Source organism: Nonomuraea sp. NPDC005650, from assembly GCF_040605375.1.
Lineage (GTDB): Bacteria > Actinomycetota > Actinomycetes > Streptosporangiales > Streptosporangiaceae > Nonomuraea.
The window spans coordinates 264978-287522 of the sequence record NZ_JBEXCR010000011.1 but is presented as its reverse complement, the minus strand read 5'-3'; the positions used below and the strand labels follow the sequence as shown (position 1 = coordinate 287522).

19 protein-coding genes are annotated in these 22545 nt (G+C 69.9%); 9 read left to right on the top strand and 10 right to left on the bottom strand.

Annotated elements, in window-relative coordinates; genetic code table 11:
- Positions 1 to 176 precede the first annotated feature (176 nt).
- Both ABZS69_RS21205 and ABZS69_RS21200 read right to left on the bottom strand, forming a co-directional pair.
- Complete coding sequence (locus tag ABZS69_RS21205; RefSeq protein WP_355374837.1) at positions 177 to 1169, bottom strand: 4'-phosphopantetheinyl transferase superfamily protein; 993 nt, start codon at positions 1167 to 1169, stop codon at positions 177 to 179.
- A 72-nt stretch (positions 1170 to 1241) separates the two neighbouring features.
- Complete coding sequence (locus ABZS69_RS21200; protein ID WP_355374834.1) at positions 1242 to 2291, bottom strand: glycosyltransferase family 2 protein; 1050 nt, start codon at positions 2289 to 2291, stop codon at positions 1242 to 1244.
- Between ABZS69_RS21200 and ABZS69_RS21195 the strand changes: the two genes are divergently transcribed.
- Positions 2281 to 2550, top strand: a complete 270-nt coding sequence (locus tag ABZS69_RS21195) for a hypothetical protein (RefSeq protein ID WP_355374832.1) — start codon at positions 2281 to 2283, stop codon at positions 2548 to 2550. The two genes, ABZS69_RS21200 and ABZS69_RS21195, sit on opposite strands and share 11 nt — an antisense overlap.
- 601 nt (positions 2551 to 3151) lie before the next feature.
- Here ABZS69_RS21195 and ABZS69_RS21190 read toward each other — a convergent pair.
- Both ABZS69_RS21190 and ABZS69_RS21185 read right to left on the bottom strand, forming a co-directional pair.
- Complete coding sequence (locus ABZS69_RS21190) at positions 3152 to 7072, bottom strand: S8 family serine peptidase (RefSeq protein WP_355374829.1); 3921 nt, start codon at positions 7070 to 7072, stop codon at positions 3152 to 3154.
- A gap of 130 nt (positions 7073 to 7202) precedes the next feature.
- Positions 7203 to 8492, bottom strand: coding sequence for a PHB depolymerase family esterase (locus tag ABZS69_RS21185; protein WP_355374826.1), 1290 nt, complete (start codon positions 8490 to 8492; stop codon positions 7203 to 7205).
- Between the two features lie 271 nt (positions 8493 to 8763).
- On the opposite strand from ABZS69_RS21185, the gene ABZS69_RS21180 reads away from it, so the two are divergent.
- Genes ABZS69_RS21180 through ABZS69_RS21150 form a run of 7 tightly spaced genes read left to right on the top strand, consistent with a single transcriptional unit; the run spans position 8764 to position 15792 of the window.
- Positions 8764 to 9696: a GNAT family N-acetyltransferase gene (locus ABZS69_RS21180; protein WP_355374824.1), complete on the top strand. Its 933-nt coding sequence runs from the start codon at positions 8764 to 8766 to the stop codon at positions 9694 to 9696.
- On the top strand, positions 9693 to 10403 hold the full coding sequence (locus tag ABZS69_RS21175; RefSeq protein ID WP_355374821.1) for a PIG-L family deacetylase: 711 nt from the start codon (positions 9693 to 9695) through the stop codon (positions 10401 to 10403). The genes ABZS69_RS21180 and ABZS69_RS21175 overlap by 4 nt, the downstream gene beginning before the upstream one ends.
- Entirely contained in the window at positions 10400 to 12004 is a 1605-nt protein-coding gene (locus tag ABZS69_RS21170; protein WP_355374818.1) for an ABC transporter substrate-binding protein, read from the top strand. The genes ABZS69_RS21175 and ABZS69_RS21170 overlap by 4 nt, the downstream gene beginning before the upstream one ends.
- Positions 12001 to 12981, top strand: coding sequence for an ABC transporter permease (locus ABZS69_RS21165; RefSeq protein ID WP_355374816.1), 981 nt, complete (start codon positions 12001 to 12003; stop codon positions 12979 to 12981). The genes ABZS69_RS21170 and ABZS69_RS21165 overlap by 4 nt, the downstream gene beginning before the upstream one ends.
- Positions 12978 to 13802, top strand: a complete 825-nt coding sequence (locus ABZS69_RS21160) for an ABC transporter permease (RefSeq protein WP_355374813.1) — start codon at positions 12978 to 12980, stop codon at positions 13800 to 13802. Before ABZS69_RS21165 ends, ABZS69_RS21160 begins: the two co-directional genes overlap by 4 nt.
- A complete protein-coding gene (locus ABZS69_RS21155; RefSeq protein WP_355374810.1) occupies positions 13799 to 14779 on the top strand; it encodes an ABC transporter ATP-binding protein in 981 nt (326 codons plus the stop codon). The genes ABZS69_RS21160 and ABZS69_RS21155 overlap by 4 nt, the downstream gene beginning before the upstream one ends.
- The gene (locus tag ABZS69_RS21150) at positions 14776 to 15792 is read left to right on the top strand and encodes an ABC transporter ATP-binding protein (RefSeq protein ID WP_355374808.1); all 1017 of its coding nucleotides are present in this window, start codon (positions 14776 to 14778) and stop codon (positions 15790 to 15792) included. Before ABZS69_RS21155 ends, ABZS69_RS21150 begins: the two co-directional genes overlap by 4 nt.
- Here ABZS69_RS21150 and ABZS69_RS21145 read toward each other — a convergent pair.
- Positions 15777 to 16754 carry a YafY family protein gene (locus ABZS69_RS21145; protein ID WP_355374806.1) on the bottom strand — a complete coding sequence of 326 codons (978 nt, stop codon included), beginning with the start codon at positions 16752 to 16754 and terminating at the stop codon, positions 15777 to 15779. The two genes, ABZS69_RS21150 and ABZS69_RS21145, sit on opposite strands and share 16 nt — an antisense overlap.
- A 46-nt stretch (positions 16755 to 16800) precedes the next feature.
- Here ABZS69_RS21145 and ABZS69_RS21140 point away from each other — a divergent pair, with 46 nt between their 5' ends.
- Positions 16801 to 17253 carry a hypothetical protein gene (locus tag ABZS69_RS21140; RefSeq protein ID WP_355374803.1) on the top strand — a complete coding sequence of 151 codons (453 nt, stop codon included), beginning with the start codon at positions 16801 to 16803 and terminating at the stop codon, positions 17251 to 17253.
- Between the two features lie 16 nt (positions 17254 to 17269).
- Here the strand turns inward: ABZS69_RS21140 and ABZS69_RS21135 are convergent, their stop codons facing one another.
- The 5 genes from ABZS69_RS21135 to ABZS69_RS21115 all read right to left on the bottom strand — a co-directional run bounded on the left by ABZS69_RS21135 (position 17270) and on the right by ABZS69_RS21115 (position 22401).
- On the bottom strand, positions 17270 to 17578 hold the full coding sequence (locus tag ABZS69_RS21135) for a hypothetical protein (protein ID WP_355374800.1): 309 nt from the start codon (positions 17576 to 17578) through the stop codon (positions 17270 to 17272).
- 314 nt (positions 17579 to 17892) lie between these two features.
- A complete protein-coding gene (locus ABZS69_RS21130) occupies positions 17893 to 18357 on the bottom strand; it encodes a hypothetical protein (RefSeq protein ID WP_355374797.1) in 465 nt (154 codons plus the stop codon).
- A 38-nt stretch (positions 18358 to 18395) separates the two neighbouring features.
- On the bottom strand, positions 18396 to 20192 hold the full coding sequence (gene nhaA, locus ABZS69_RS21125; protein WP_355374794.1) for a Na+/H+ antiporter NhaA: 1797 nt from the start codon (positions 20190 to 20192) through the stop codon (positions 18396 to 18398).
- Positions 20193 to 20232: 40 nt separating this feature from the next.
- Positions 20233 to 20916, bottom strand: coding sequence for a GAP family protein (locus ABZS69_RS21120; protein ID WP_355374791.1), 684 nt, complete (start codon positions 20914 to 20916; stop codon positions 20233 to 20235).
- Between the two features lie 114 nt (positions 20917 to 21030).
- Positions 21031 to 22401, bottom strand: coding sequence for a Dyp-type peroxidase (locus tag ABZS69_RS21115; protein ID WP_355374788.1), 1371 nt, complete (start codon positions 22399 to 22401; stop codon positions 21031 to 21033).
- Between the last annotated feature and the right edge of the window lie 144 nt (positions 22402 to 22545).

Genomic DNA, 22545 nt, shown 5'->3' with positions numbered 1-22545 from the left:
GTGCGGTGAGGTGCGGTGAGGTGCGGTGAGGTGCGGTGAGGTGCGGTGAGGTGCGGTGAGGTGCGGTGAGGTGCGGTGAGGTGCGGTGAGGTGCGGTGGGGTGCGGTGGGGTGAGGTGGGGTGAGGTGCGTGCAGGTAGGTGTGATGGCCGGTGGGTGTGATGGCGGAGTGTGGGGTTAGGCAGAGGGGGCTGGGACTGCGATCGCTGTCAGGATCAAGCCGCCGCTCACCAGCCAGCGGCCCTCGAAGCGGGTCGGCCACCCCGGGCCGTGGACTGCGATCTCGGAGGTGAAGGTCCCGAACACAGTCAGCGTTCCGGACTGCGCGGCTGCCTCCGCTCCGGCGAGAGGTCCTGATTCGGTGAGTGCTCCGGTGTGGGCTGGGGGCGTCCTGAGGCGAGCGGGTGGTGCAGGTTGGGCGCTGAATTTAAGGGCGTCGGAGGCATGTTGTGCCGAGTGACTGGGGGCGTTGGAAGCTGGCGGGGGCGTTGGTGGTGTGAGGGCCTGGGCCGCAGGCGGGGGTGTTGAGGGCGTGGGTGTGTGGGCGGGCGGTGGTGATGGGGGTTTGAGTGTTTGGAAGGGGGTGTGTGGTGTCGAGGAGGTTGGTGTGTGGGGTGCGGGTATTGGGGTTGTGGAGGGTGGGGAGAGAGGCGAGGAGCGGGAAGTTGTGAAGGTTACTGTGGCGTCCAGGAAGCCGAGCCAGTGGCCTGTCAGGGGGTACCACGCCTTGTAGATCGCTTCCTTTGCGCTGAACAGCAGGCGGCCGGGGTTGGGGATGCCCAGGAGGTCTAGGGCGGTGGCTTCTGCGGGGGTTGCGGTTCGTTCCAAGACGCCGGGGGGCATCGGGAGATGGGGCTCTGCGTCGATGCCGATCGACAGGGCGCCGTGGGCTACTGCTGCTGCTCGGTAGCCCGCGCAGTGCGTGATGCTGCCCACGACGCCGGCTGGCCAGGTGGGGGCGCCGCGGTCGCTGCGGAGGATGGGGTGGGGGTTTACGCCGAGTTGTCGTAGTGCCAGGTGGGCGCAGTGGCGGGATGTGCGGAACTCGCGCCGCCTCTTTTCCGCCGAGTCCGAAACGAGTGCTTCCTCCTCAGGGAAGAGCGTGATGTCAGGTGGGTCGCCGAATAGCTCGGTGGTGGCGACCCACGGGGGCAGGATCTCATCGATCATGGTGAACGCATTATCGTTCACCGTTTCGCGTTGAGTCTGGGGCTCGCCGGTTGCCCGGCTCCCGTTGTCGTGTCAGCGGCCCTTTTCGTAGATGAGGAGGCCGTGGGACAGGCGTAGGGGGACCATGATGAGCTCGATCACTAAGGCTTTCCAGGCGTAGTACAGGTTGACGGCCTTGTTCAGGTAGACGAACGGGAGGTTGAAGAGCACCTGGCGGATGGGTAGCCGGCGGCGTTTGGCGGCGTAGAGGAGGGCGGGGATGGTGAGGAGGAGTTCGCCGCCTGCCCACCATGCCAAGGTGCCGGAGATCGGCCTGTGCATGGCGAAGGTGAGGATCAGCGGGGTGGCCCACCAGAGTGGGGCCAGGATGATCTCCAGCAGGGCCACGATGATCCAGGTCGCGAGCATGGGCTTGCGGGTGATCAGGCGGGGCAGGTGGAGGCGGACGTTCTGCATGAAGCCCGCCATCCAGCGCCATACCTGCTTGCGGAGGTACGTGAGGGTCTCCGGGTCGGCGGCCCAGGCCATGGCGTCGGACACGTAGACCGCTTTGCGGCCTTCGAGTTGCTGGCTCCAGGTGAAGTCCATGTCCTCGACGATCGTGCGCTCGGGGAAACCGCCGAACTCGGTCAGCGTCGTGCGTCTGAAGGCCGAGCAGCAGCCTGAGCAGACCATGGGGCTGTTGGCCAGTTGCTGGATCGGGCGGTGCCAGTGGAAGCCGAAGAGGTATTCGGTCGATCGGCCGCGTTCCCAGGGGGTGCGGGTGAAACGGGTCTGCACGTTGCCTGCGGCCACGCCCACGACAGGGTCGTCGAAGGCGGGCTTGATGCGCTCTATGTAGTCGGGGGCCAGGACGGTGTCGGCGTCCACGGCCAGGACCAGGTCCGTGTCGCAGTGGGGGAGCGCGTGGTTCTGGGCCCTGGCTTTGCTGCCGAGGTTGCAGGGTGGGCGTAGGAGCGTCACGCCGTCGTAGGACGTGGCGACCTCGCCGGTGCGGTCGGTCGAGCCGTCGTCCACCACGATGATCTTTTCGGGTGGGACTGACTGGGTCTTGATGGAGTGGAGGGTTGCGGGGAGGCCGGACTCCTCGTTGTGGGCGGGGATGATGACGGTGATTGTCATCCTGTTGCCTTTTGTGCCAGTGGTGGTGGCGGTGGTGTCCGGGCCTGAGGTGGTGGCGGTGTCCGGGTCTGAGGTGGTGGTGGTCTCCGGGTCTGAGGTGGTGGTGGAGGTGTCCGGAGAGGTGGTGGTGCCCGGAGCGGTGGTGGTGCCTGGGCCAGTGGCGGTGGTGTCCGGGTTGGTGGAGGTTTCTGGGCTGGTGGTGGAGCTTGAGTGGGTGCTGGGGGTTGGGCGTGGGCTCACCTGCGCCTCCTCAGCTTGAGGTTGATCAGGGTCACCAAGCCGACCATGGCGTAGATGATCAGGCTGAAACCTAGCGTGGGTGGGCCTCCGGGCATCCTGTGGCTCCCTTCCGAAGGGTGGGTGGTGATGTGGAACGAGGATGCTTTGGCGGGCCGAGGTGTGTGGGCGCCGAATCGGGTTCTGGGGATGGGGCGGGGTGCCGGGGTTGCGGCTGTGGATAACGCGTGGCGGTCGCCCATGGGGAGGGCCAGCTGGCAGTCGTCACCTGTGGGGCAGGGCGAGGGCGGTGGTTAGGGTCCGTGGGAAGGCCGGTGGTTAAGGGGGCGTGGGGGCAGGGCGAGGGCGGTGGTCGGGGTCCGTGGGATGGCCGGTGGTTAAGGGTGGGCGGTGGTCAGGGTTCGCGGGAAGGCCGGTGGTTGAGGGGGTGGGGAGTGGCGGGCGCGCTGAAGGTTGGTGGCTGGGGTGTGGGGTGGGCGGTGGTCCAAGGGGTGGGTGTGGCGGCGGTCATCGGTGCAGGAAGGTGTGTGGGTCAGAGCCGGGGGAGGGATGTGGGATGGGGGAAGGGCTTGGTTGTGGGAGGAGGGGGACGGCCAAGACGGTGGGTCTTGGCCGTCCGGGGGTTATTTCAGGGTGTAGGCGCGGGTGATGGTTTGGGTGGTTGAGGTGGCTGGGGGGTTGGATGCTGTGACTCGTAGCGAGACGAAGCCGTTGGTCTGCGCCAGGGCGGGGTGTGGCAGTTCCACTTGGAATCGCCCGTCGCCGCGCTTCTTGACGCGGGTCGCGGTGCGCCACGTGGTTCCGTCATCGACCGAGAACTCGACCGTGACCTGGTTGACGGCGGGCGCCCGGCGGATGGTGGAGTGGGTGCCGGCGCGTAGGTCGAAGGTGAACGGCTGTCCGGCCGGGGCGCGGTTCTGGAGGTCGAGGGGGAGGTCGTACGTGAGTTGGACGGCCGGTTGGAAGGCGCAGGCCGGGCCGAACGAGCACGAATAGCCGCGAGGAGTTCCCGACGGTGGCGGTGGGGAGGTGGGGAAGCGGGACGTGGTCGTGATCTTGGTGGACAGGGTGCGGCCGGAGGTGTCCAGCGATTCCACGCGGTAGGAGCCGGGGTCGCCGGGCACCGTGAAGGATCGGGGCCGGCGGCCCTGCGGCGCGATCTCGCGGTCCCCGACGAACAGGCGGGGGGTCGAGGTGACCGGGCTCAGGTCGCTGTAGTGGCGGGGGTCGGAGTCGCGCCACTGTTCGAACGGTACGAACCGATCCGAGTCCCGGCACAGCGCGCACGGCACCTTGACCGGGTAGCCCGACGGCACGTCCGCGGCCCCGGGCACCAGCGGGGCCTTGAACCACTGCTCGGAGACCCGCCGGTTCTCGCCGGTGAACCGGTCGTCGGAGTGCAGGATCAGTCCGTCGTTCGTGATCGTGCGGGACCACACGACGTCGTCGGACACGGGTCCGAAGTACTCGGCCCGGGTGACGGGCATCCGCAGCGGCCCGCCGTACGCCATCCGCCCCGGCTCCTCGCCGGTCGTCGACTCGCCGAACTCCCAGCCGCTGGTGTCCGGTTTGTCGGCGTGGTAGGCGGTGTCGATCCGTACCAGCCGCCGCAGGTCGACCTTGACGGGCTGCGAGGGCACCCGGCCGCGCGAGTCGAAGCGGAGGTGGTAGGTCGCGCCCGGCCCCGCGTACGGCTCCAGACGCAGTGACACCGGGCCCTTGGCCAGCGCGGAGCGCAGCGAGCGGCCCTCGGCGGCGGTCAGACCCATGCGGAGCGACCAGCCCTGCGGCACGCGCGCCCGCCCGCCGTCCACGTCGAGGAAGCCGATGACGCCCGCCGCGCCGCGCAGGGAGGCCTCGCGGCCGGCGTCGTCCATCTGGACGCTCGCGTTGACGTAGCCGCTCTCGACCGGGATCCCGACAAGTGCGATCTTGCCGGAGACGTCCACACCGGAGAAATCCTCCGGCCGGCCTCTTCCGACCGAGACGAGCGGGTATGTGGTGGCGGTGGTGAGGCGGCGCAGGGAGTCCACGTCGTACGCCGGGTGCAGGGTCAGCCCGTCGGCGGTGGCCGAGGTGAGCACGGGGGGCTCCAGGTTCCACTGGTGCGAGAGCCGCACCTTGCCCGTCTTCACCGAGGACACCGGTGTGACGAACAGGTCCTGCCCGCCGCCCTGAACCCCGCCATAGAGAGAGACCGGCTGGGTGCGGTCGGTGAACGTGCGCACGTAGTACGCGTTCCCGCCCCCGTCCAGCGCCTTCGGCGTCCGCGGCCGGATCGGCGCCGTCTTGCGCGCGTCCAGGGTGACGGTCTTGTCCCCGTCGAGCCGGATGTTCTCGATCACCCAGCTCGTACGGTTGCTGATCCGGCTCTCGTTCGCGACCCCGATCACCTCGTAGTCCCCGGCGGGCAGCCAGAACTCGCCGTTGCCCGAATAGTCGGTACGCAGGTAGTAGTACCCGTACGGGTTGAACGGGTCCTCGGGGCTGTTCGCCCGCTTCGACGGGATCGCGTACACCAGGGGCTCGGCCTGGTAACCGGGGAAGAACTCCTTGGTCCCGTACGAGTTGACCAGCGACACCCCCAGCCGGTGCGTGGCGGGACCCGTGTAGTAGCTGAACGGCGTCACGAGCCGCACGTCGCCGCCGCTCGCCGTCACCCAGCCGCCGTACGCGCCGATCGGGCCGGCCGACGGGTCGACGGTGAGGGAGACGTCGGCGGTGCCGTTCGCGGGGACAGTGACGCTCTGCGCGCCCAGTTTGACCGCCTTGTCCGGCGCGGGGCTGCCGCTCCAGCCACGCGTGACGAGCGACACGGCCAGCGTGACCGGCTCTGAGCCGAGGTTGCGGTACGTGACCTGCCTGGTGGCGGGCTTGCCGAGGAGCCGGAAGTCCACCACGGAGGTGGCGAACACGCTCTGGGTGACGGCGCGGGCCACGTCCACTCGCCCGCTGCCCTGCTCGAACCAGTTGTGCCCGTCGTTGCGCACGGCCGTCGAGGTCAGCGCGTCACGCAACTCGGCGGCCCGCCAGCCGGGATGCTGCTGGGCCAGGATCGCGGCGGCCCCGGCGACGTGCGGCGTCGCCATGGAGGTGCCGCTGAAGGTCGTGTACCTGTCGTCGCCCGGGATGCCGGGCAGCGAGGAGTCGGCCGAGCGTGCGGCGACGATGTCGACGCCGGGGGCGACGATGTTCGGCTTGACGGCGGCGTCGTCCAGCCGCGGCCCCTTGCTGGAGAAGTCAGCCAGCGTCGTGCCGGTCTCCTTGTCCACCGCGCCCACGGCCAGCGCCTCGTCGGCCGCCGCCGGGACGCTCACCGTGAGCGGGTCCGCCTCGTTGCCCGCCGCCGTCACGAAGAGCGTCCCGTACTTCTTGGTGAGCTCGTTCAGCGCCTGGCTCATCGGGTCGGTCCCGTTGCCGCAGCAGGTGCCCAGGCTCATGTTCACCACGTCGGCGCCCTGCGCGGCGGCCCACTCCATGCCGGAGATGGCCCACGACCAGTCGCCCAGCCCGTTGTCCGCGAGGATCTTTCCGACCAGGAGGGACGCGGCCGGCGCCACGCCCTTGTACGTCGGGCCCGCGCCGGCGATCGTCGAGGCGACGTGCGTGCCGTGCCCCACCTTGTCGGCGATGCCGACGGAGTCGGAGAAGTTCTCGCTGGAGAGGATCCGTCCGGCGAAGTCCGGGTGGCCGACGTCGATCCCCGTGTCGAGAACGGCGACCTTGACGCCCTTGCCGTCGAACCCTCGCTCCCATCCGGCCGGCGCGCCGATGAGGGGCACGCTCTTGTCGAGTGAGGCTCGCGTCTTGCGGTCCAGCCAGATCTTGGAGGGCGCGCCGCCGGTCAGCTTGGCGCCGCCGCGGAGTCCGGCCCAGAAGTCGTCCGCCCGGTCGGCGCGTACCGTGAGCGCGGCGCCGTTGACGCTGTCGAGCACCCGTACGTTCTCGCCGGCCGGCAGGGCCTGGGCGGCTCTGGCGAGGGCGGCGGGGGCCGGGTCGCCCGGGTAGGTGACGAGCAGCGGGATCGCCTCGACGCGCTGGTCCCGCGCCAGCGTCTCGACGTCGAACAGCTCCTCGTCCAGCGTCCCGGCGGCGACCATGGGAGCCGCGTCGGAGGGCAGGACGAGATATCCGCCGTCCCTGCCGGGCAGCGTGGCGAACGTGACCTCCGCGCCGTCGGGCCTGGGCGCCGGCCTGATGGTGATGGAGGGGGCCCCGCTCTGCGCCGGCGCGTAGTCGACGACGTCCCCGGTGATGAGGGTGAGGGTGACACTGGCCGACTGGGTCTCGGCGGGCTCGCGGGTCGGCCGGCTCTCGGCGGTCTCGGGGGCCGCGATTGCTGCGGTTGCCGTCCGGTGGGGTGGCGTTGTTTCCGCGGAGGTGGCCGCCTGGTGGAGCGGTGTGATTTCGGCGGAGGCCGCCGCCTGGTGGAGCGGCGTGACTTCGGCGGAGGCCGCCGCCTGGTGAAGGGGCGTGAGTCCGGCGGCGAGCATGAGCGCCGAGCCCGATAACACCGCCGATAACCGCGTGTGAAATATGGACAAGGAGTGCCCTTTCGGTTAGAGCGGGAGCGCTTCGGGAGCGCTCCCAAATTCTCCGAGAGGGCCAGTATCCATCAGTTGATCAAGGAGGTTCGCACCGGGCCCGAGGGGCCGGACCCGGTGCGGAGAGCCGTCACGTGCAGGTGGCGCCGTTGAGGGTGAAGGCCGACGGCTTGGAGGTGTTGCCCGTGTGGGTGGCCTGGAAGCCGAACGAGGCGGAGGCGCCCGGCGCGATCGTGCCGTTGTAGCTGACGTTCCTGGCCGTGACCTGGCCGCTCGCGGGCGAGATCGTGGCGTTCCACGCGGAGGTGACCGTCTGGCCGCCGGGGAGCGTGAAGGCCAGCGCCCACGAGGTGAGCTGGCTGGTGCCGGTGTTGGTGATCGTGACCGCGGTCGTGAAGCCGGTGTTCCAGGTGTTCATCGTGTACGTGACCTGGCACGCCCCGGTCCCGGGCGTCGGGGTCTGCGGTGGGGTCGGCGTCGTCGTGGGCCCGCCGCCGCCCTGGTCAAGGCCGAAGAACGCGATCACGGCGGCGGCCATCCCGCTCATCGGGACGTTGTGGCCGACGCCCTGGAGGCTGATCGCCTCGACGGGGGCCATGGTGCCGGTGCCGCCGTACCTGGTCCTGGTCCAACCGGACTGCGGCTGGTCGGTGCTGCTGGGCGTCTGGCTCAGGCCGTGGACGTTGGTCCACTGCTTGATCTCCTCCTGGAAGTTCGGGTAGTACAGCGTGTTGTCGGCGGTGCCGTGCCACACCTGCATGCGCGGCCGGGGCCCGGTGTAGCCGGGGTACGCGCCGCGTACGAGGTCGCCCCACTGCTGCGGCGTCTTGGAGACCTGGCCGTTGGCGCAGGCGCTGTTCCACATCGACCCGTCCGTGGTGGCGAAACAGGCGAACGGCACGCCCGCGAACGCGGCTCCGGCCTTGAAGACGTCGGGATAGTCACCCAGCAGGACGTTCGTCATCATGGCGCCCGACGAGGCCCCGGTGACGAACGTGCGGTCGGTGTCGGTGCCGTAGCGCTGCTGTACGTACCTGACCATGGAGACGATGCCCACCGGATCACTGCTGCCGTCGTGCCGCAACGCCTGCGGCGAGGAGACGTCGAAGCAGGAGCCGCTCCTGGTCGCGGACGGGTAGATCACGATGAACTTGTACCGGTCGGCCAGCGAGGCGAACTCCGTGCCGGAGTAGAAGGCCGGGCCCGATCCCGTGCAGTAGTGCACGGCGACCAGGAGAGGTGGTCGGGTCCCGACGCCGTCCGGGACGTACAGGTGCATGCGTAGGTTTGTCGGGTTAGTGCCAAAGCCGGTCACCTCCGTCAACTGTGCCGACGAGGCCGGTGGCGCGGTGATCAGCCCCGCGACGATCAGCGTCACGGCGGCGATCAGGGCACCCACGATCCGAGCTCTCACGTTCATCGGGTTCCTCTCGTTCGCCTGAAACATTGCGAGTGTGAAGAGAAACTTTCGTCAACGCAATCGTCGCTGGTGGTGATGTGTGGAGTGGACTGGGTGACCTGCGGAGAAGGGCGAGCGAGTAGTGGGAGGTCGTGAAAGTTTCGGCCGAGGGTGGGGGCAAAAGAAATTTTCAAACCTGCGTCGACGGAGAAAATTAATTCCCGATTCATCTTGACCGGGCCGATGACCATGGGAAAGCTGTGACGGGAGAGCCAAAGGTGAAAGGACCCTGATGGTCACAGTCCGCGCCTTCGCGTCCGGTGACGAGGTCTCCCTGGTAGACGCCTGGAACCGCAGCATGCCGGCCGATCCCACCACCTCCGCCTGGTTCCGCGACTGCGTGTTGCTGGACCCCAACTTCGACCCCGAGGGCCTGCGCGTGGCCGTCTCCGGTGGTCGGGTGGTGGGCTGCGCGTACGGCGTACGCCGCCTGACCCCCTTGGCCCCGGGGACCGACCTGGAGCCCGACACCGGATGGATTCCGTTCTTCTTCGTCGTCCCCGAGCATCGCGGGGGCGGGCTCGGGCGGCGGCTGGTGGGTGAGGCGCTGGCGTTCCTGGAGCGGACCGGCCGACTAAAGGTCGATTTTTCGTCCTATACGCCGAACTATGTGCTCCCCGGAGCCGACGTCGAGCTCTACCCCGACGGCTACCGGCTGCTGAACGGGCTCGGCTTCCGCACCCTGTACTCGCCGGTCGCCATGGACCGGACGCTCGTCGGCTACGTCACCCCCGACGAGGTACGCGAGCTGCGTGCCAAGCGCGAGAGCGAGGGGTACGTCTTCCGCAGCCCCACCGACGGCGAGCTGCCCGAGCTGATCCGCTTCGCGGCCGGCGCCTTCAATCCCGACTGGGGCGAGGCGATCCGCCAGCACCGCGACCCAAAACGCATGATCATCGCGAAAAAAGATCAGATAGTGGGGTTCGCGCTGTATGCGGCCTACCGTGGCGTCCCCGAGCGCTTCGGCCCCTTCGGCGTCGACCCCGACCGGCGCGGCACCGGCCTCGGCAAGATCCTCCTCCATCTCACCATGACCATGATGCGTGCCGAAGGGCTCCACTCGTCATGGTTCCTCTGGACCGGCGAGGCGAGCCCGGCCGGCCGCCTCTACGCCAGGGCCGGCTACGAGGTCACCCGGCGCTTCCACGTGATGAGGAAGTCATGACACACGTCCTGGCCATCGGCGCTCACGCGGGTGACCTGGACCTGACCGCCGGCGCCGTGCTCGCCCAGCACGTCCTGCGCGGCGACCGGGCCACGCTCCTCCACCTCACCCTCGGCGAACGCGGCCACCCCCGCCTGCCCGTCCCCGACTACGCCAGGCAGAAGCGCGAGGAAGCCGAGACGTTCGCCGAGCGGATCGGCGCGGGCGTGCGCTTCCTCGACTACGAGGACGGCCTGCTGCCCGAGGACGAAGAGGTCAAGCTGCGCGTCGGCGACCTGATCAGGGAGCTGCGCCCGGACGTCATCCTGACCCATTGGAGCGCGTCCATCCACAAAGATCACGCTCGTACCCACCGGATCGTCGAGGACGCCCGCTTCTACGGCGGGCTCAAGACGCTCGAACGCGAACACCCGGCCTACTGGGCGAGCGAGCTCTACTACGCCGACAACTGGGAGGACGCCGAGGGTTACACCCCGGACGTGTTCGTCGAGCTGACGGAGGAGGCGTACGAGCTCTGGTCGCAGGCGATCACCGGGTACGCCTACGCCAGAGGCGAGACCTACGGCTTCCCGTACGTCGAGTACTACCGCGCGCTGACGATCGTGCGCGGCGCACCAGCCGGATTCGGCCGCGCCCAGGCCTTCGCCGCCCCGAAGGGCTCGCGCGACCTCCGGACAAAGTATTTCGGAAAGGCCACCCCCCAATGAAACGCAGTCTGGCAGTACTCCTCGCCCTCGCCCTCGCGGGTTGTTCGAGCGGCTCCACCGGCAAGAGCGGCGGTGGGAGCGCACCGCCGCTGGTGGTCCACGCCGTCGACGCGGGGACCTTCCAGGAGGACTTCAACCCGTACCACCTCGAAGGCGTGAACTTCGGCACGAGCGGGATGATCTACGAGACCCTCATGTACTTCAACAAGCTCAAGCCCGGAGAGATCGTCCCGTGGCTGGCGCTGAAGCACGAATGGTCCGACAAGGGCAAGTCGCTGACGTTCACGCTCCGGCAGGGGGTGAAGTGGACCGACGGGCAGCCGTTCACCGCCGACGACGTGGCCTTCACGTTCCGGATGCTGAAGGACCACGCGCAGCTCAACACGTCCGCGCTGGAGATCAAGGACGCGCAGGCGCTGGCCCCGGACAAGGTGCGCGTCGACTTCAAGACCACCTCGTACGCCAAGCTCTACAACATCGCCGGCGGCTCGCCCATCGTGCCCAAGCACCTGTGGGAGAAGCAGCAGGACCCGGCGACGTTCACCAACGCCAAGCCGGTCGGCACCGGGCCGTACAAGCTGTCGAAGTTCTCGGCGCAGCTCTACGAGATGGAGAAGAACCCGTCCTACTGGCAGCCGGGGAAGCCGGAGGTGCCGCTGCTGCGGTTCCCGGCGTACACGGCCAATGCCCTGCAGACGGCGCTGCAGCAGGGCGAGGTGGACTGGGCGGGCGCGTTCGTGCCGGACATCCAGAAGATCTTCGTGCAGGGCAAGCCGGAGCAGAACAAGTTCTTCTTCCCGCCCGAGGGCGTGGTCTCGCTGCTGCCGAACCTGACCAACCCGATCCTGGCGAAGCCGGAGGTACGGCAGGCCATCAGCCTCGCCGTCGACCGCGACAAGATCGTCAAGGTGGCCGAGCGCGGCTACACCAAGGTCGCGCACCCGACCGGCGTGCCGATGCCGGGCGGCGAGGCGTACGTGCCGCCGGAGTACAAGGACGCCGCGTTCAAGGTGGACGTGGAGAAGGCCAAGGAGCTGCTCAAGGGCGTCGATCCGGGCAAGCTGAAGTTCACGCTGCTGGTGCCGTCGCCGTTCACCGACTGGGTGAACGCCGCCCAGCTCATCAGGGAGGACCTGGCCAAGGTCGGCATCACGGTCGAGACCAGGGGCGTGGCCTTCCAGGACTGGGTGTCGAAGGTCGGCAAGGGCGACTACGAGCTGTCGATCAGGGGCGCCGAGGCCGGACCGACCCCGTACTTCCAGATGCGTTTCATGCTCTTCGGCGGCCTGGCCAAGCCTGTCGGCGAGGCCGCGAGCGGCAACTACGAGCGGTGGAAGGACGCCGAGACCGACCGGCTGATCGAGGAGTACGCCGCCACCGACGACCTGACCGAGCAGCAGAAGGCCACGCAGGGGCTGGGCCGGATCATGGTGGAGAAGCTGCCCCAGCTGCCGCTGTTCTACAGCCCGGGGTGGGCGCAGTTCCGGACGAACAAGTATGTCGGCTGGCCGTCGGAGCAGGACCCGTACGCGATGCCGTCGCCGTACACCTCGCCCGACGCGGCCGTGGTGCTGCTGCACCTGAAGCCGGCCGTCAAGTGAGGTTCCTGGCCCGGCGGCTCGGCTTCTACCTGCTGACCGCCTGGGCCGCCGTCACGCTCAACTTCCTGATCCCCCGGCTCATGCCGGGGGACCCGGTGGAGCTGCTGGTGGCCCGGATGAAAGGCAACGTCGACCCGGCCGCCATCGACGCCATGCGGCGGGCGTTCGGCATCAGCGACGCGAACCTCTGGCAGCAGTATCTGGACTACCTGGGCAATCTCGCACAAGGCGAGCTGGGCCGCTCGATCACCTTCTTTCCCGCCGAAGTGTCCACGGTCATCGCCGACAGCCTGCCGTGGACGGTCGGGCTCGTCGGGGTGGCCACCCTGATCAGCTACCTGATGGGCACCTCGCTGGGCGTGCTGATGGCGTGGAAGCGCGGCACCTGGCTCGACGGGGTGCTGCCGGCGGCCACGTTCATGCACGCGGTGCCGTACTTCTGGGTGGCGCTGGCCCTGGTGTTCGTCTTCGGGGTGACGCTGCAGTGGTTCCCCGTGTCGAGGGCGTACGGGCTGGACGTGATGCCCGGCTTCACCGGCGAGTTCGCCGGCAGCGTGATCTACCACGCGGCGCTGCCCGCGGTGACGATCGTGGTCGCGTCGATGGCCGACCGGATCCTCGGCATGCGCAACGTCATGGTGACCACGCTCGGCGAGGACTACGTGGTGATGGCCGAGGCCAAGGGGCTGACCTCCAGGAGGGTCATGTGGGCCTACGCCGCCCGCAACGCGATCCTGCCCAACATCACCAGCTTCGCCCTGTCGCTCGGCTTCGTGGTGGGCGGCTCGGTGCTGACCGAGATCGTCTTCTCGTACCCCGGGATCGGGTCGATGCTCCTCAAATCCGTCGAGAACGAGGACTTCCCGCTCATGCAGGGCATCTTCCTCGTCATCTCGCTGGCCGTGCTCGTCGCCAACTTCCTGGCCGACCTGGCGTACGTGGTGCTCGACCCGCGGACCAGGCAGGAGTCCGAATGAAGATCAAGATCGGCGCCGGCATCCTCGTCTTCTTCACGCTGATGGCCGTGCTGGGGCCGCTGCTCATCGGCGCCGACCCGGCCGCGACCGGCGCCGACGGGCTCCAGGGCCCGTCGGCCGCGCACTGGCTCGGCACCACGCAGACCGGGCAGGACATCCTCACCCAGATCGTGTACGGCGCCCGCGTCTCGATGGGCGTCGGCCTGCTGTCGGCGGTCATCGCCAACGTGATCGCAGTGGCGGTCGGCCTGGTCGGCGGCTATTTCGGCGGCGCGGTGGACGAGGCGCTGTCCGTGCTCACCAACATCTTCTTGGTGCTGCCCGCCCTGCCGCTGATCATCGTGCTGGCCGGCTACCTGCCGCAGCGCGGCGTCGCGTCCGTGGCCGTGGTGATCGCGGTCACCGGCTGGGCCTGGGGCGCGCGGGTGCTGCGGGCGCAGACCCTGTCCGTACGGCGGCGCGACTTCGTCCAGGCCGCGCGGGCGAGCGGCGAGGGGGCGTTCCGGGTCGTCTTCTTCGAGATCCTGCCCGTGCTGCTGCCGGTCATCGCCACCAGCTTCCTGGCCACCGTGGTCGCGGCGATCCTGGCCGAGGCCGGGCTGTCGTTCCTCGGCCTGGCCGACCTGTCCACCGTGAGCTGGGGCAGCATGCTCTATTTCGCGCAGAACGGCCAGGCGCTGCTCATCGGGGCCTGGTGGTGGTTCATCCCGCCCGGCCTGTGCATCGCGCTCATCGGCACCGGGCTCGCGCTGGTGAACTTCGGTATCGACGAGATCGCCAACCCCCGGTTGCGAACGGTCAAGGTGAAGGCCCGCACATGAACGTCCTGGAGATCCGCGACCTGAGCGTCGACTACCTGTCCGGCAGCGGCACCGTGCACGCCGTCACCGGCGTCTCCCTCGACCTGCGGCGCGGCGAGGTGCTCGGCCTCGCGGGGGAGAGCGGCAGCGGCAAGTCCACGCTGGCCAACGCCGTCGCCCGGCTGCTGCGGCCGCCCGCCGCGATCACCTCGGGCTCGGTCGTGCACCGCCGCCGGGACGGCTCGTCGGTGGACGTGCTCGGGCTCGGCAGTCGCGAGCTCAGGGCCTTCCGCTGGAAGGAGCTGGCCGTCGTCTTCCAGAGCGCCATGAACGCGCTCAACCCGGTCAGCACCGTCGGCGCCCAGATCGACGACGTCCTGCGGATCCACGCGCCGGGGATGTCCCGCGGCGACCGTACGGAGCGGGCGGTCGAGCTGCTGCAACGCGTCGGCATCAGCGCCGACAGGCGGCGCTCGTACCCGCACGAGCTGTCCGGCGGCATGCGGCAGCGCGCGGCCATCGCGATCGCGCTCGCGCTCAACCCCGAGATCATCATCATGGACGAGCCGACGACCGCGCTCGACGTGGTGGTCCAGCGCGACATCCTCCACGAGATCAGGGAGCTCAGGCAGGAGTACGGCTTCGCGGTGGTGTTCATCACGCACGACCTGTCGCTGCTCATGGAGATCTCCGACCGGATCGCCATCATGTACGCGGGCCGGGTCGTGGAGACCGGCTCCGCGAAGGCCATCCACAGGTCGCCGCGCCATCCGTACACGCTGGGCCTGCTCCGCTCGTTCCCGCGCCTGCACGGGCCGCGCGAGGAGCTGCTGGGCATCCCCGGCAGCCCGCCCGACCTGAGGTCGCTGCCACCGGGATGCGCGTTCCACCCGCGGTGCGGGGTGGCCGTGGCGGCGTGCTCCACGGTCCTGCCCGAGCTCGAAGGCGACGTCGCGTGCCTGCTGAACGGCGGCCGCGGTCTGGAGGACGCGTCATGATCGTTCTGGAGGGGCGGAACCTCACCAAGCACTTCACCGCGGCCCGCGGTCCCCGGGGCCGCTTCGGCCGGCGGCCGCCGGTGCGGGCCGTCGAGGACGTGTCGATCGCGCTGCGGGCCGGGACGGTGTCGGCGCTGGTGGGGGAGAGCGGCTGCGGCAAGAGCACGGTGGCGCGGCTGCTCGCGCAGGTGTATCCGGCCACGTCGGGTGAGGTGCTGCTGCGCGGCGAGCCGGTACGCGCCCACCGCGGGGCGGCGTTCAGGGACTTCCGGCGGCAGGTGCAGCTGATCTTCCAGGACCCGTTCGCCTCGCTGAACCCCTTCCACCGGGTGCGATACCACCTGGCCAGGCCGCTACGCATCCACGGACACGTCCGCTCGGACGCGGAGGAACGCGCGCAGATCGCCGAGCTGCTCGAACGCGTCAGCCTCACGCCGGTCGAGCAGTTCATGGACAAGCTGCCGCACGAGCTGTCCGGTGGGCAGCGGCAGCGGGTGGCCATCGCGCGGGCGCTGGCGGTGCGGCCCGTCGCGCTGATCGCCGACGAGCCCGTGTCGATGCTGGACGTGTCGATCAGGCTCGGGGTGCTGCGACTGCTGGAGGGGCTGGCGAAGGAGAGCGGGCTGGCGCTGCTCTACATCACGCACGACATCGCCGGCGCCCGCTACTTCGCCGAGGACATCACGGTCATGTACGCGGGGCGGCTGATCGAGAGCGGGCCGAGCGAGGAGCTCACGCAGTCGGCGCGGCACCCGTACACGCGGTTGCTGCTGGAGTCGGCGCCGGATCCCGACCGGGTGACGGCGCCGGAGGTCACGCGGCACGGCGAGCCGCCGAGCCTGATCGACCCGCCGGGCGGGTGCCGGTTCCATCCGCGCTGCCCGGTGGCGCTGCCGGTGTGCTCGAAGGAGGCGCCCGCGCGCACCGAGCTGGGAGACGGTCACTGGACCCACTGCTGGCACGTGGGATCGGCGCCCGCTCGGGCGGGTCAGGCCGGTCAGGAGGGGCGGTAGCGGGCGGCGAGCTCGGCGGCGGTGTCGGCCATGAGGTCGCGCAGCTCGGCGGGGGCGAGCACCTCGACGTCCGTGCCCAGCCGCAGGAACTCGGCCAGCGCGTGCTCGATCGACTCGATCGGCACCGTGACGCGGGTCCAGCCCTCCTCGTCAGGCGGCTGCGCGCTCTCCCCGGCCGCCGCCACCACGCCGGGGGTCATGAGGTCGGGCACGCGTTCGACGCCGCGCGGCGACAGCCGGAGCACCGCCTCGCCCCGCCGCAGCCGGGCCTCGAACTCGGCCAGGTAGCCCTGCCAGTACGCCGCCAGGTCGAAGTCGTCCGGCCTGGTGAAACCCTCGGAGAGCGGGTGCAGGTCGAGGATCTGCGAGACGCGGTAGGTGCGCACGTCCTCGCCCGCCCGCGCGACGAGATACCACCGCCCCGCCTTGACGACCAGCCCGTACGGGTCCAGCCGCCGCTCCACCTCCTGGGGCGCCTTCCAGCGCCGGTACCTGACCTGGACGCGGCGCTCGTTCCAGACGGCGTCGGCCACGGCGGGCAGGTAGGTCACCGGCTCCCGGTCGCGGTACCAGGTGGGCGCGTCGAGGTGGAAGCGCTCCTGGATGCGCCCGGCGCGGTCGCGGAGCTCGACGGGCAGCGCGGCCATGAGCTTGAGCTGCGCGGCCGTGACCACCGCGCCCAGCCCCAGCTCCGCCGCCGGACCCGGCAGGCCGGCCAGGAACAGCGACTCGGCCTCGTCGGCCGTCAGCCCGGTGAGCCGGGTGCGGTAGCCGTCGAGCAGCTGGTAGCCGCCCTTCGGGCCCGCGTCGCCGTACAGGGGGATGCCGGCGGCGTGGAGGGACTCGACGTCGCGGTAGATGGTGCGGACCGAGACCTCCAGCCGCCCGGCCAGGTCCTGCGCGGTCATCCGGCCGCGCGTCTGCAGGAGCAGGAGGATCGAGACCAGGCGGGAGGCACGCACATTCACTGACACTACCTGTCAGTGACCACGCCCTAGCGTCGCCCGCATGAACGATTTCGACTTTCTCGCCGGCCACTGGAACGTCGTCAACCGCAGGCTCGTGAAGGCGCTCGCCGGCAGCGACGAATGGGACGAGTTCCCCGGCCGATCGGTCGCCACCCGGCACTTCGACGGGGCGGCCAGCTTCGACGAGATCGCGTTCCCGACGAAGGGGTCCAGCGGGCTGACCGTGCGCCTGTTCGACCCCGGGGCGCGGCAGTGGTCCATCTACTGGGCCAGCAGCACGAGGGGCACGCTCGACGCCTCGCCCATGGTGGGCGAGTTCGCGGGGAGCCGGGGCGAGTTCTACGGGGAGGAGACGTATGAGGGCAGGCGGGTGCGGTGCCGGTTCATCTGGACGGTGCTCGGATCGGACGCGGCCCGCTGGGAGCAGGCGTTCTCGGCCGACGGCGGGCGGACCTGGGAGACGAACTGGACGATGGACTTCAGCCGGGCGTGAGGGCGGTCTCCGGGGGTCAGGCGCCGGAGCGTGCCCACAGGATCGCCGCCACCGCGACGGCCGCGACCAGCAGCACCAGCGACCCGGCCACGATCGCCCACCACCAGGCCGACTTCGGCGCCCCGGCCTCGTAGTGGGCCACGTCGGGCAGCATGTCCGGCGTGTAGGGGAGCCGTTGCGTGGAGGGCGGGTCCTGCGGCCCACGCCCTGGCCGGCGCACGCGCACGGTCGGCGGGGCCGGGGGAGGCGGCACGCGTACGGTGACCGGGTCCTGAGGGGGCGGCGGCACGTGGACGGCCGGGGGCCCCTGCGGGGGCGGCGGCACACGGGCGGGCGGAGGTCCCGGAGGGGGCGGCGGCACACGGGCGGGCGCAGGGCCCTGCGGGGGGACCTGTCCGGGCCCCTGGTGGTAAGGCTGTGGTGGTCCCTGGCGGTAGGACTGCGGCGGGACCTGTCCGGGTGGTCCCTGGGGGGAGGGCTGGGTCGGGAAGGGGGGACGGTGCCTGATCGTCTGGTGGGGATCCGGTCCCTGCGGGTCAGGTCGCTCTCGAGTCATGATCTCCTCAGGAGCCGCTGCGGAGAGTGCGGGCGTACACAGCCATTGTCACACTTCGCCGGGGGACCCGTCCCGCGAGTTCGTCAGCTCTGGCCGCCGCCGTAGGGCCCCTGCGGCGGGTTCTGCCAGCCGGGCTGCTGGTAGGGCGGCTGCTGGGGCTGCTGCCAACCGGCCGGAGGCTGCTGCCAGTCGGCCGGGGGCTGCTGCCAGCCGGGGCCCGGCTGCGGCTGGACGGGCGGGCGCGGCTTGCGCCGGGCCACCACGGCCCAGATCAGCAGGGCCGTGCCGCCTCCGTCGAAGAACAGGGAGATCAGGTTGGTGACGGTCAGGGTCGTCTGGAGGTCCATCGAGCCGCTCAGCTGTGGGAAGAGCACGTAGCTGCGGAAGATGTTGAACACCAGTCCCAGCAGGAGCAGGATGCAGCCACCCATGCCGATCATGGCGGCCGAGCCGTGGTCGCGCCGGGCCATCGCGGTCACGACGATGCCGACGAGAAACAGGATGCCCATCACGACGAAGGGGATGATGTTGGTGATCGTTGATATCACGGGGGACTCCGATTGAGGACAAGCCGGACGCGACGACGCTACGGGGATTCGAGTAGATCGTCCAATGCCTGGCGGATCGACCCCTCGTTCAGGGGGCCCTGGTAGCGCACGCCGTTCAGGAAGAGCGTGGGGGTGCCGCGCACGCCGCTGTCGCGGCCGGACTCCTCGTGGAGGGCGATCCGCGCGGCGTGGCCCGGCACGTCTGACCAGGGGTCGAGGCCCAGCTCGGCGGCGTAGTGCTCCAGGTCCGCGTCGGTGAGGAAGCGCTGGTTGTCGTAGAGGATGTCGTGCATCTCCCAGAACCTGCCCTGGTCGGCCGCGGCCTCGGAGACGATCGCGGCCGACGCGGCCCGCGGATGCAGCGTGCGGATCGGGTAATGCCGGAAGACCAGCCGTACGTCGGGATTCCTCTGGCGGATCTCCTCCAGGATCGGGTGCAGCCGCCCGCAGTAGGGGCACTCGAAGTCCCCGTACTCGACGATCGTGACCTTGGCGTTCTCGGGCCCGCGCACGTGGTCCGTCGGACCGACCGGCACGGTGAGCCGGTCGGGCAGCTCCTCGGGAGGCTCGGCCTCGGGCGGCGCGCACACCCCGCCCCGATCCCAGGCCAGCCGGAAGATCACCCACCCCAGCAGGGCGGACAGCAGCGACCCCGCCAGGATGCCGATCTTCGCCTCGGCGTGCACCGGGGACCCGCTGAAGGCCAGGTCCACGATGAACAGCGCCACCGTGAACCCGATCCCGGACACGGCCGCCCCGCCCAGCAGCTGACCCCACACCAGGTTCCCGGGCAGGACGCCCCACCCGAACCGCAGCGGGAGCCACGTGCCGAGCGAGATCCCGACGAACTTGCCCAGCACCAGCCCCAGCGCCACCCCGATGGAGACCGGCGAGGTGAGGGCGGCCCGCAGGGTCTCGGCGTCGAGCCGCACCCCGGCGTTGGCCAGGGCGAAGATCGGCACGATCACGTAGCTGCTCCACGGGTGCAGGCGCAGCTGCAGCCGCTCGTTGACGGAGACGGCCCGCTGGACCCGCCGCATGGCCTCGCGGGCGGCCCGCGCGCTCGGCTCGCTGGTGAACCCCTGCACGGCCTCGCCGGCGAGCAGCAGTTTCTGGTCCGTGGGCGCGTAGACGAAGACCAGCATGCCCAGTGCGATGCCGACCAGCGTCGGGTGGATCCCGCTTTCGAGGGTGGCCACCCAGAGCGCGAACCCCAGCAGGATATAGGCGGGCGCCCGCCAGATCTTCAGCCACCGCAGCGTCACGATGGCCGCGAGGAGCACGGCCGCGCTGATGAGCGCGGTGACGGAGAGGCTGGCCGTGTAGAAGATCGCGATGATCATGATGGCCAGCACGTCGTCCACGATGGCCAGCGTCAGCAGGAACGCCCGCAGCGGGTCCGGGCACCGGGCCCCCACGACGGCGAGCACGCCCAGCACGAACGCGGTGTCGGTGGCGATGGGCACGCCCCAACCGCCCGCGCCCGGCCCGCCGAAGTTGAGCAGGAGGTAGATCCCGGCCGGCACCAGCATCCCGCCGAGGGCCGCGACGGCGGGTACGGCGATGAGGCGCCGGTCCCTGAGCTGGCCGAGCCGCACCTCGTACGAGACCTCGAGGCCGATGAGGAAGAAGAAGACGGTCATCAGCCCGTCGTTGACCCAGTGGCGCAGGTCCAGCGAGAAGGCGGCGTCCCCGAAGGAGATGCCCATGGGGATGTGCCAGAACGCCTCGTACGTGTCGGCCCACGGCGAATTCGCCCAGAGCAGGGCAAGCACCGTGGCCACCAGCAGCACGCTCGTGCTGCCTGCCTCGGTCCGCAGGAATGCCCGCAACATCACAGATCTCCCCCCGAAGATCCAGCGGAGGCATCCGATCCTACGGTCTCAGAAAGAACAGATAAACCGCCGCATCCCGGACGAGCAGGAATCCGATGATGGCCAAGCCCCAGCTCAGGGCCGATGCCGCGTGCTTGTTCATCCAGGTCCGCAGCCGCTCCAGCTTCGGCTCCAGCCAGGCTCCCGCCAGGCCGCGCAGCGCCATGAGCGCCAGCGGCGGCAGGATCATGACCAGCACGTACGCGGCCAGCACCGGCACCCACTGCGCGGTGGTCAGCTCCGCCGTGGTCATGATGCCGATCGCGGCGAGGTAGGGCACCATGGTCGCCACCTCCAGCGCTCCGGCGGTCAGCCCCAGCAGCACCATCACGCGCGGACCGCCCACCCGGGGCTCGAAGCGGCGCGCGGGCTCGCCCCGCTTCGCCCGCCGTTTGGGGTCGAAGCGGAAGCTCAAGGCGAACAGCCCCACGCCCAGCACGAGCTGCACCCAGTAAGCGGGATCGCTGCGCAGCACGTCGCCGAAGCGCTCCATCACCGTGGACAGCCCCAGCATGAGCGCGACCCCCACCAGGAAGTAGAAGACCGTGATGGTGGCGAGGTAGATCAACAGCCCGCGCGACCGTTTGGAGGCCAGCAGCAGGTAGACGGGAATGCCGAGGGTGCCGAAGCTGGTGCTGTCGACGAGGGCCAAGGCGGCGAGGGCGAGCAACAGTCCGATCGTCATGCTATAGATCGTGCTGGGTCGCGACCGCCGCCTCATCCTCCGGCGGGCTGAACCGGGCGTACATCCTTCTTCGTACGGCGCGGGAAAAGGCCGAGCCGCGCCCGGCCTTTCCGGCTACAGGTTCCGCAGGTACGCCAGCGACGGCGCGAAGAAGTACTCGCCGCCCTTCATCGTGACCGTCTGGGCCACCTGCGCCTGCGGCGCCGACAGCTCAGGCTTGCCCCAGACCTTGGGGAACGCGACCTTGATGTCCCGATCGCCCTGGCCGATCACCGGGTCGTGGCCGGTGGCCGGGTTCTCGAAGTCCGGGTTGTTCGCCCACGACTGCTGTGTGAACTCGAACTGGCTCAGCAGGCTGCCGTTGAACGCCATGAACAGCAGGCCGACCTCACCGCTCGGCCGGGTCTCCGGCGGCGAGTCGTCCCACGGCTCGTCGGTGCGCTCGCCGTACGTCTGCCCGCGCCGCGCCATGAGCACCTCACGCCCGAACGAGCGCGGGTTCGTCTTCCTGATGTGCCCGCTGAACGGGCACTTCGTGCCGTCGTCGCCGTCGAAGGTGAAGTCGTTGCCCACCGGCCCGCCGCCCGGCTTGGGCTTGCCGGTCAGGGGCGTGCCGTCCTTGAACCGGCCGACGAGCATGGCACCCGCCCGGTCGCGGTCGGCGCCGGCCAGGCCCAGGCCGTCGGCCAGCTCCTGCTCGATCCGCTTGAACGCCCGTACGTTCTGCTCCAGCTTCCTGAACACCAGGTAGCTGCCGTGGTGACGGACGGGGTTCGGCGCGAACGGGTCGGGCACGAGCACGTTGCTCAGCGGGAAGGCCGGGTTCCAGTGCTTCTTCGGCTCCTTGTCCACCTCGTCCTTCACGAACAGCGGCTGGCTGCGGCCGTCCACGTACCCGAAGTGCTCGATGCCGTCGCCGGCGGGGTTGCGCATGCCCTGGCCGGTCTCCTCACCGAGCAGCCGCGCGCTCTCCGGCAGCTCGCCGAGGATCTCCTCGCGCATGGCCGCCACCGGCTCGGGCTCCGCGTCGCCGATCAGGATGACGGCGTGGATCTCCCGCTGGTACGTGCGCTCCCACGTCTCCACGGCCGGGTCGGCGACCTCGGCCACGCGCCGCTTCATGCCGTCGCGGAAGACCCTGTCCTGGAACTTGCGCACGTCCTCGACCGAGTGGCCGAGGTCGCGGTATCCGGCCTTGCTGATGCCGATGCCCACGTACGGCGTGCCGCGCCCGCCTCGCGCGTTGAAGTCGCGCACCTCCTCCAGGTGCTTGCGGGCCGACTTCATCTTGGTGGTCGCGACGTGGCGCAGGAACGCCTTTCCTTCCGTCACGTCGTTGAACCTGACGAACAGCACGGACAGGTGCTCGCGCACGTGGGCGCGCAGGATGTTCGGCTGGAGATTGTCGAGCATCGCCTTGGTGTCGGCGTCGAGCGTGGCCGAGTCCCAGGCCAGAGGTTGTGCGTTGTTCAGGTCGACAGGCATTTGCCGAGTCCCTTCCCCGTTTCGATGTGAAATCGGGCCCCCTTGCGCGCGGCACGAGGAACGCTCTCCACGAATCCCCCGTATTCCAACGCGCCCCACCTGTACGACTCCTGGGAACGCGGGAAGGTTTCCGAGAAATGGGTC

Bases quoted from the DNA above. Each gene is read 5' to 3' on its own strand.
- ABZS69_RS21205 (WP_355374837.1), bottom strand. From the start codon at position 1,169: ATGATCGATGAGATCCTGCCCCCGTGGGTCGCCACCACCGAGCTATTC.
- ABZS69_RS21200 (WP_355374834.1), bottom strand. From the start codon at position 2,291: ATGACAATCACCGTCATCATCCCCGCCCACAACGAGGAGTCCGGCCTC.
- ABZS69_RS21185 (WP_355374826.1), bottom strand. From the start codon at position 8,492: ATGAACGTGAGAGCTCGGATCGTGGGTGCCCTGATCGCCGCCGTGACG.
- ABZS69_RS21180 (WP_355374824.1), top strand. From the start codon at position 8,764: ATGGTCACAGTCCGCGCCTTCGCGTCCGGTGACGAGGTCTCCCTGGTA.
- ABZS69_RS21175 (WP_355374821.1), top strand. From the start codon at position 9,693: ATGACACACGTCCTGGCCATCGGCGCTCACGCGGGTGACCTGGACCTG.
- ABZS69_RS21170 (WP_355374818.1), top strand. From the start codon at position 10,400: ATGAAACGCAGTCTGGCAGTACTCCTCGCCCTCGCCCTCGCGGGTTGT.
- ABZS69_RS21160 (WP_355374813.1), top strand. From the start codon at position 12,978: ATGAAGATCAAGATCGGCGCCGGCATCCTCGTCTTCTTCACGCTGATG.
- ABZS69_RS21155 (WP_355374810.1), top strand. From the start codon at position 13,799: ATGAACGTCCTGGAGATCCGCGACCTGAGCGTCGACTACCTGTCCGGC.
- ABZS69_RS21150 (WP_355374808.1), top strand. From the start codon at position 14,776: ATGATCGTTCTGGAGGGGCGGAACCTCACCAAGCACTTCACCGCGGCC.
- ABZS69_RS21140 (WP_355374803.1), top strand. From the start codon at position 16,801: ATGAACGATTTCGACTTTCTCGCCGGCCACTGGAACGTCGTCAACCGC.
- nhaA (WP_355374794.1), bottom strand. From the start codon at position 20,192: ATGTTGCGGGCATTCCTGCGGACCGAGGCAGGCAGCACGAGCGTGCTG.
- ABZS69_RS21120 (WP_355374791.1), bottom strand. From the start codon at position 20,916: ATGACGATCGGACTGTTGCTCGCCCTCGCCGCCTTGGCCCTCGTCGAC.
- ABZS69_RS21115 (WP_355374788.1), bottom strand. From the start codon at position 22,401: ATGCCTGTCGACCTGAACAACGCACAACCTCTGGCCTGGGACTCGGCC.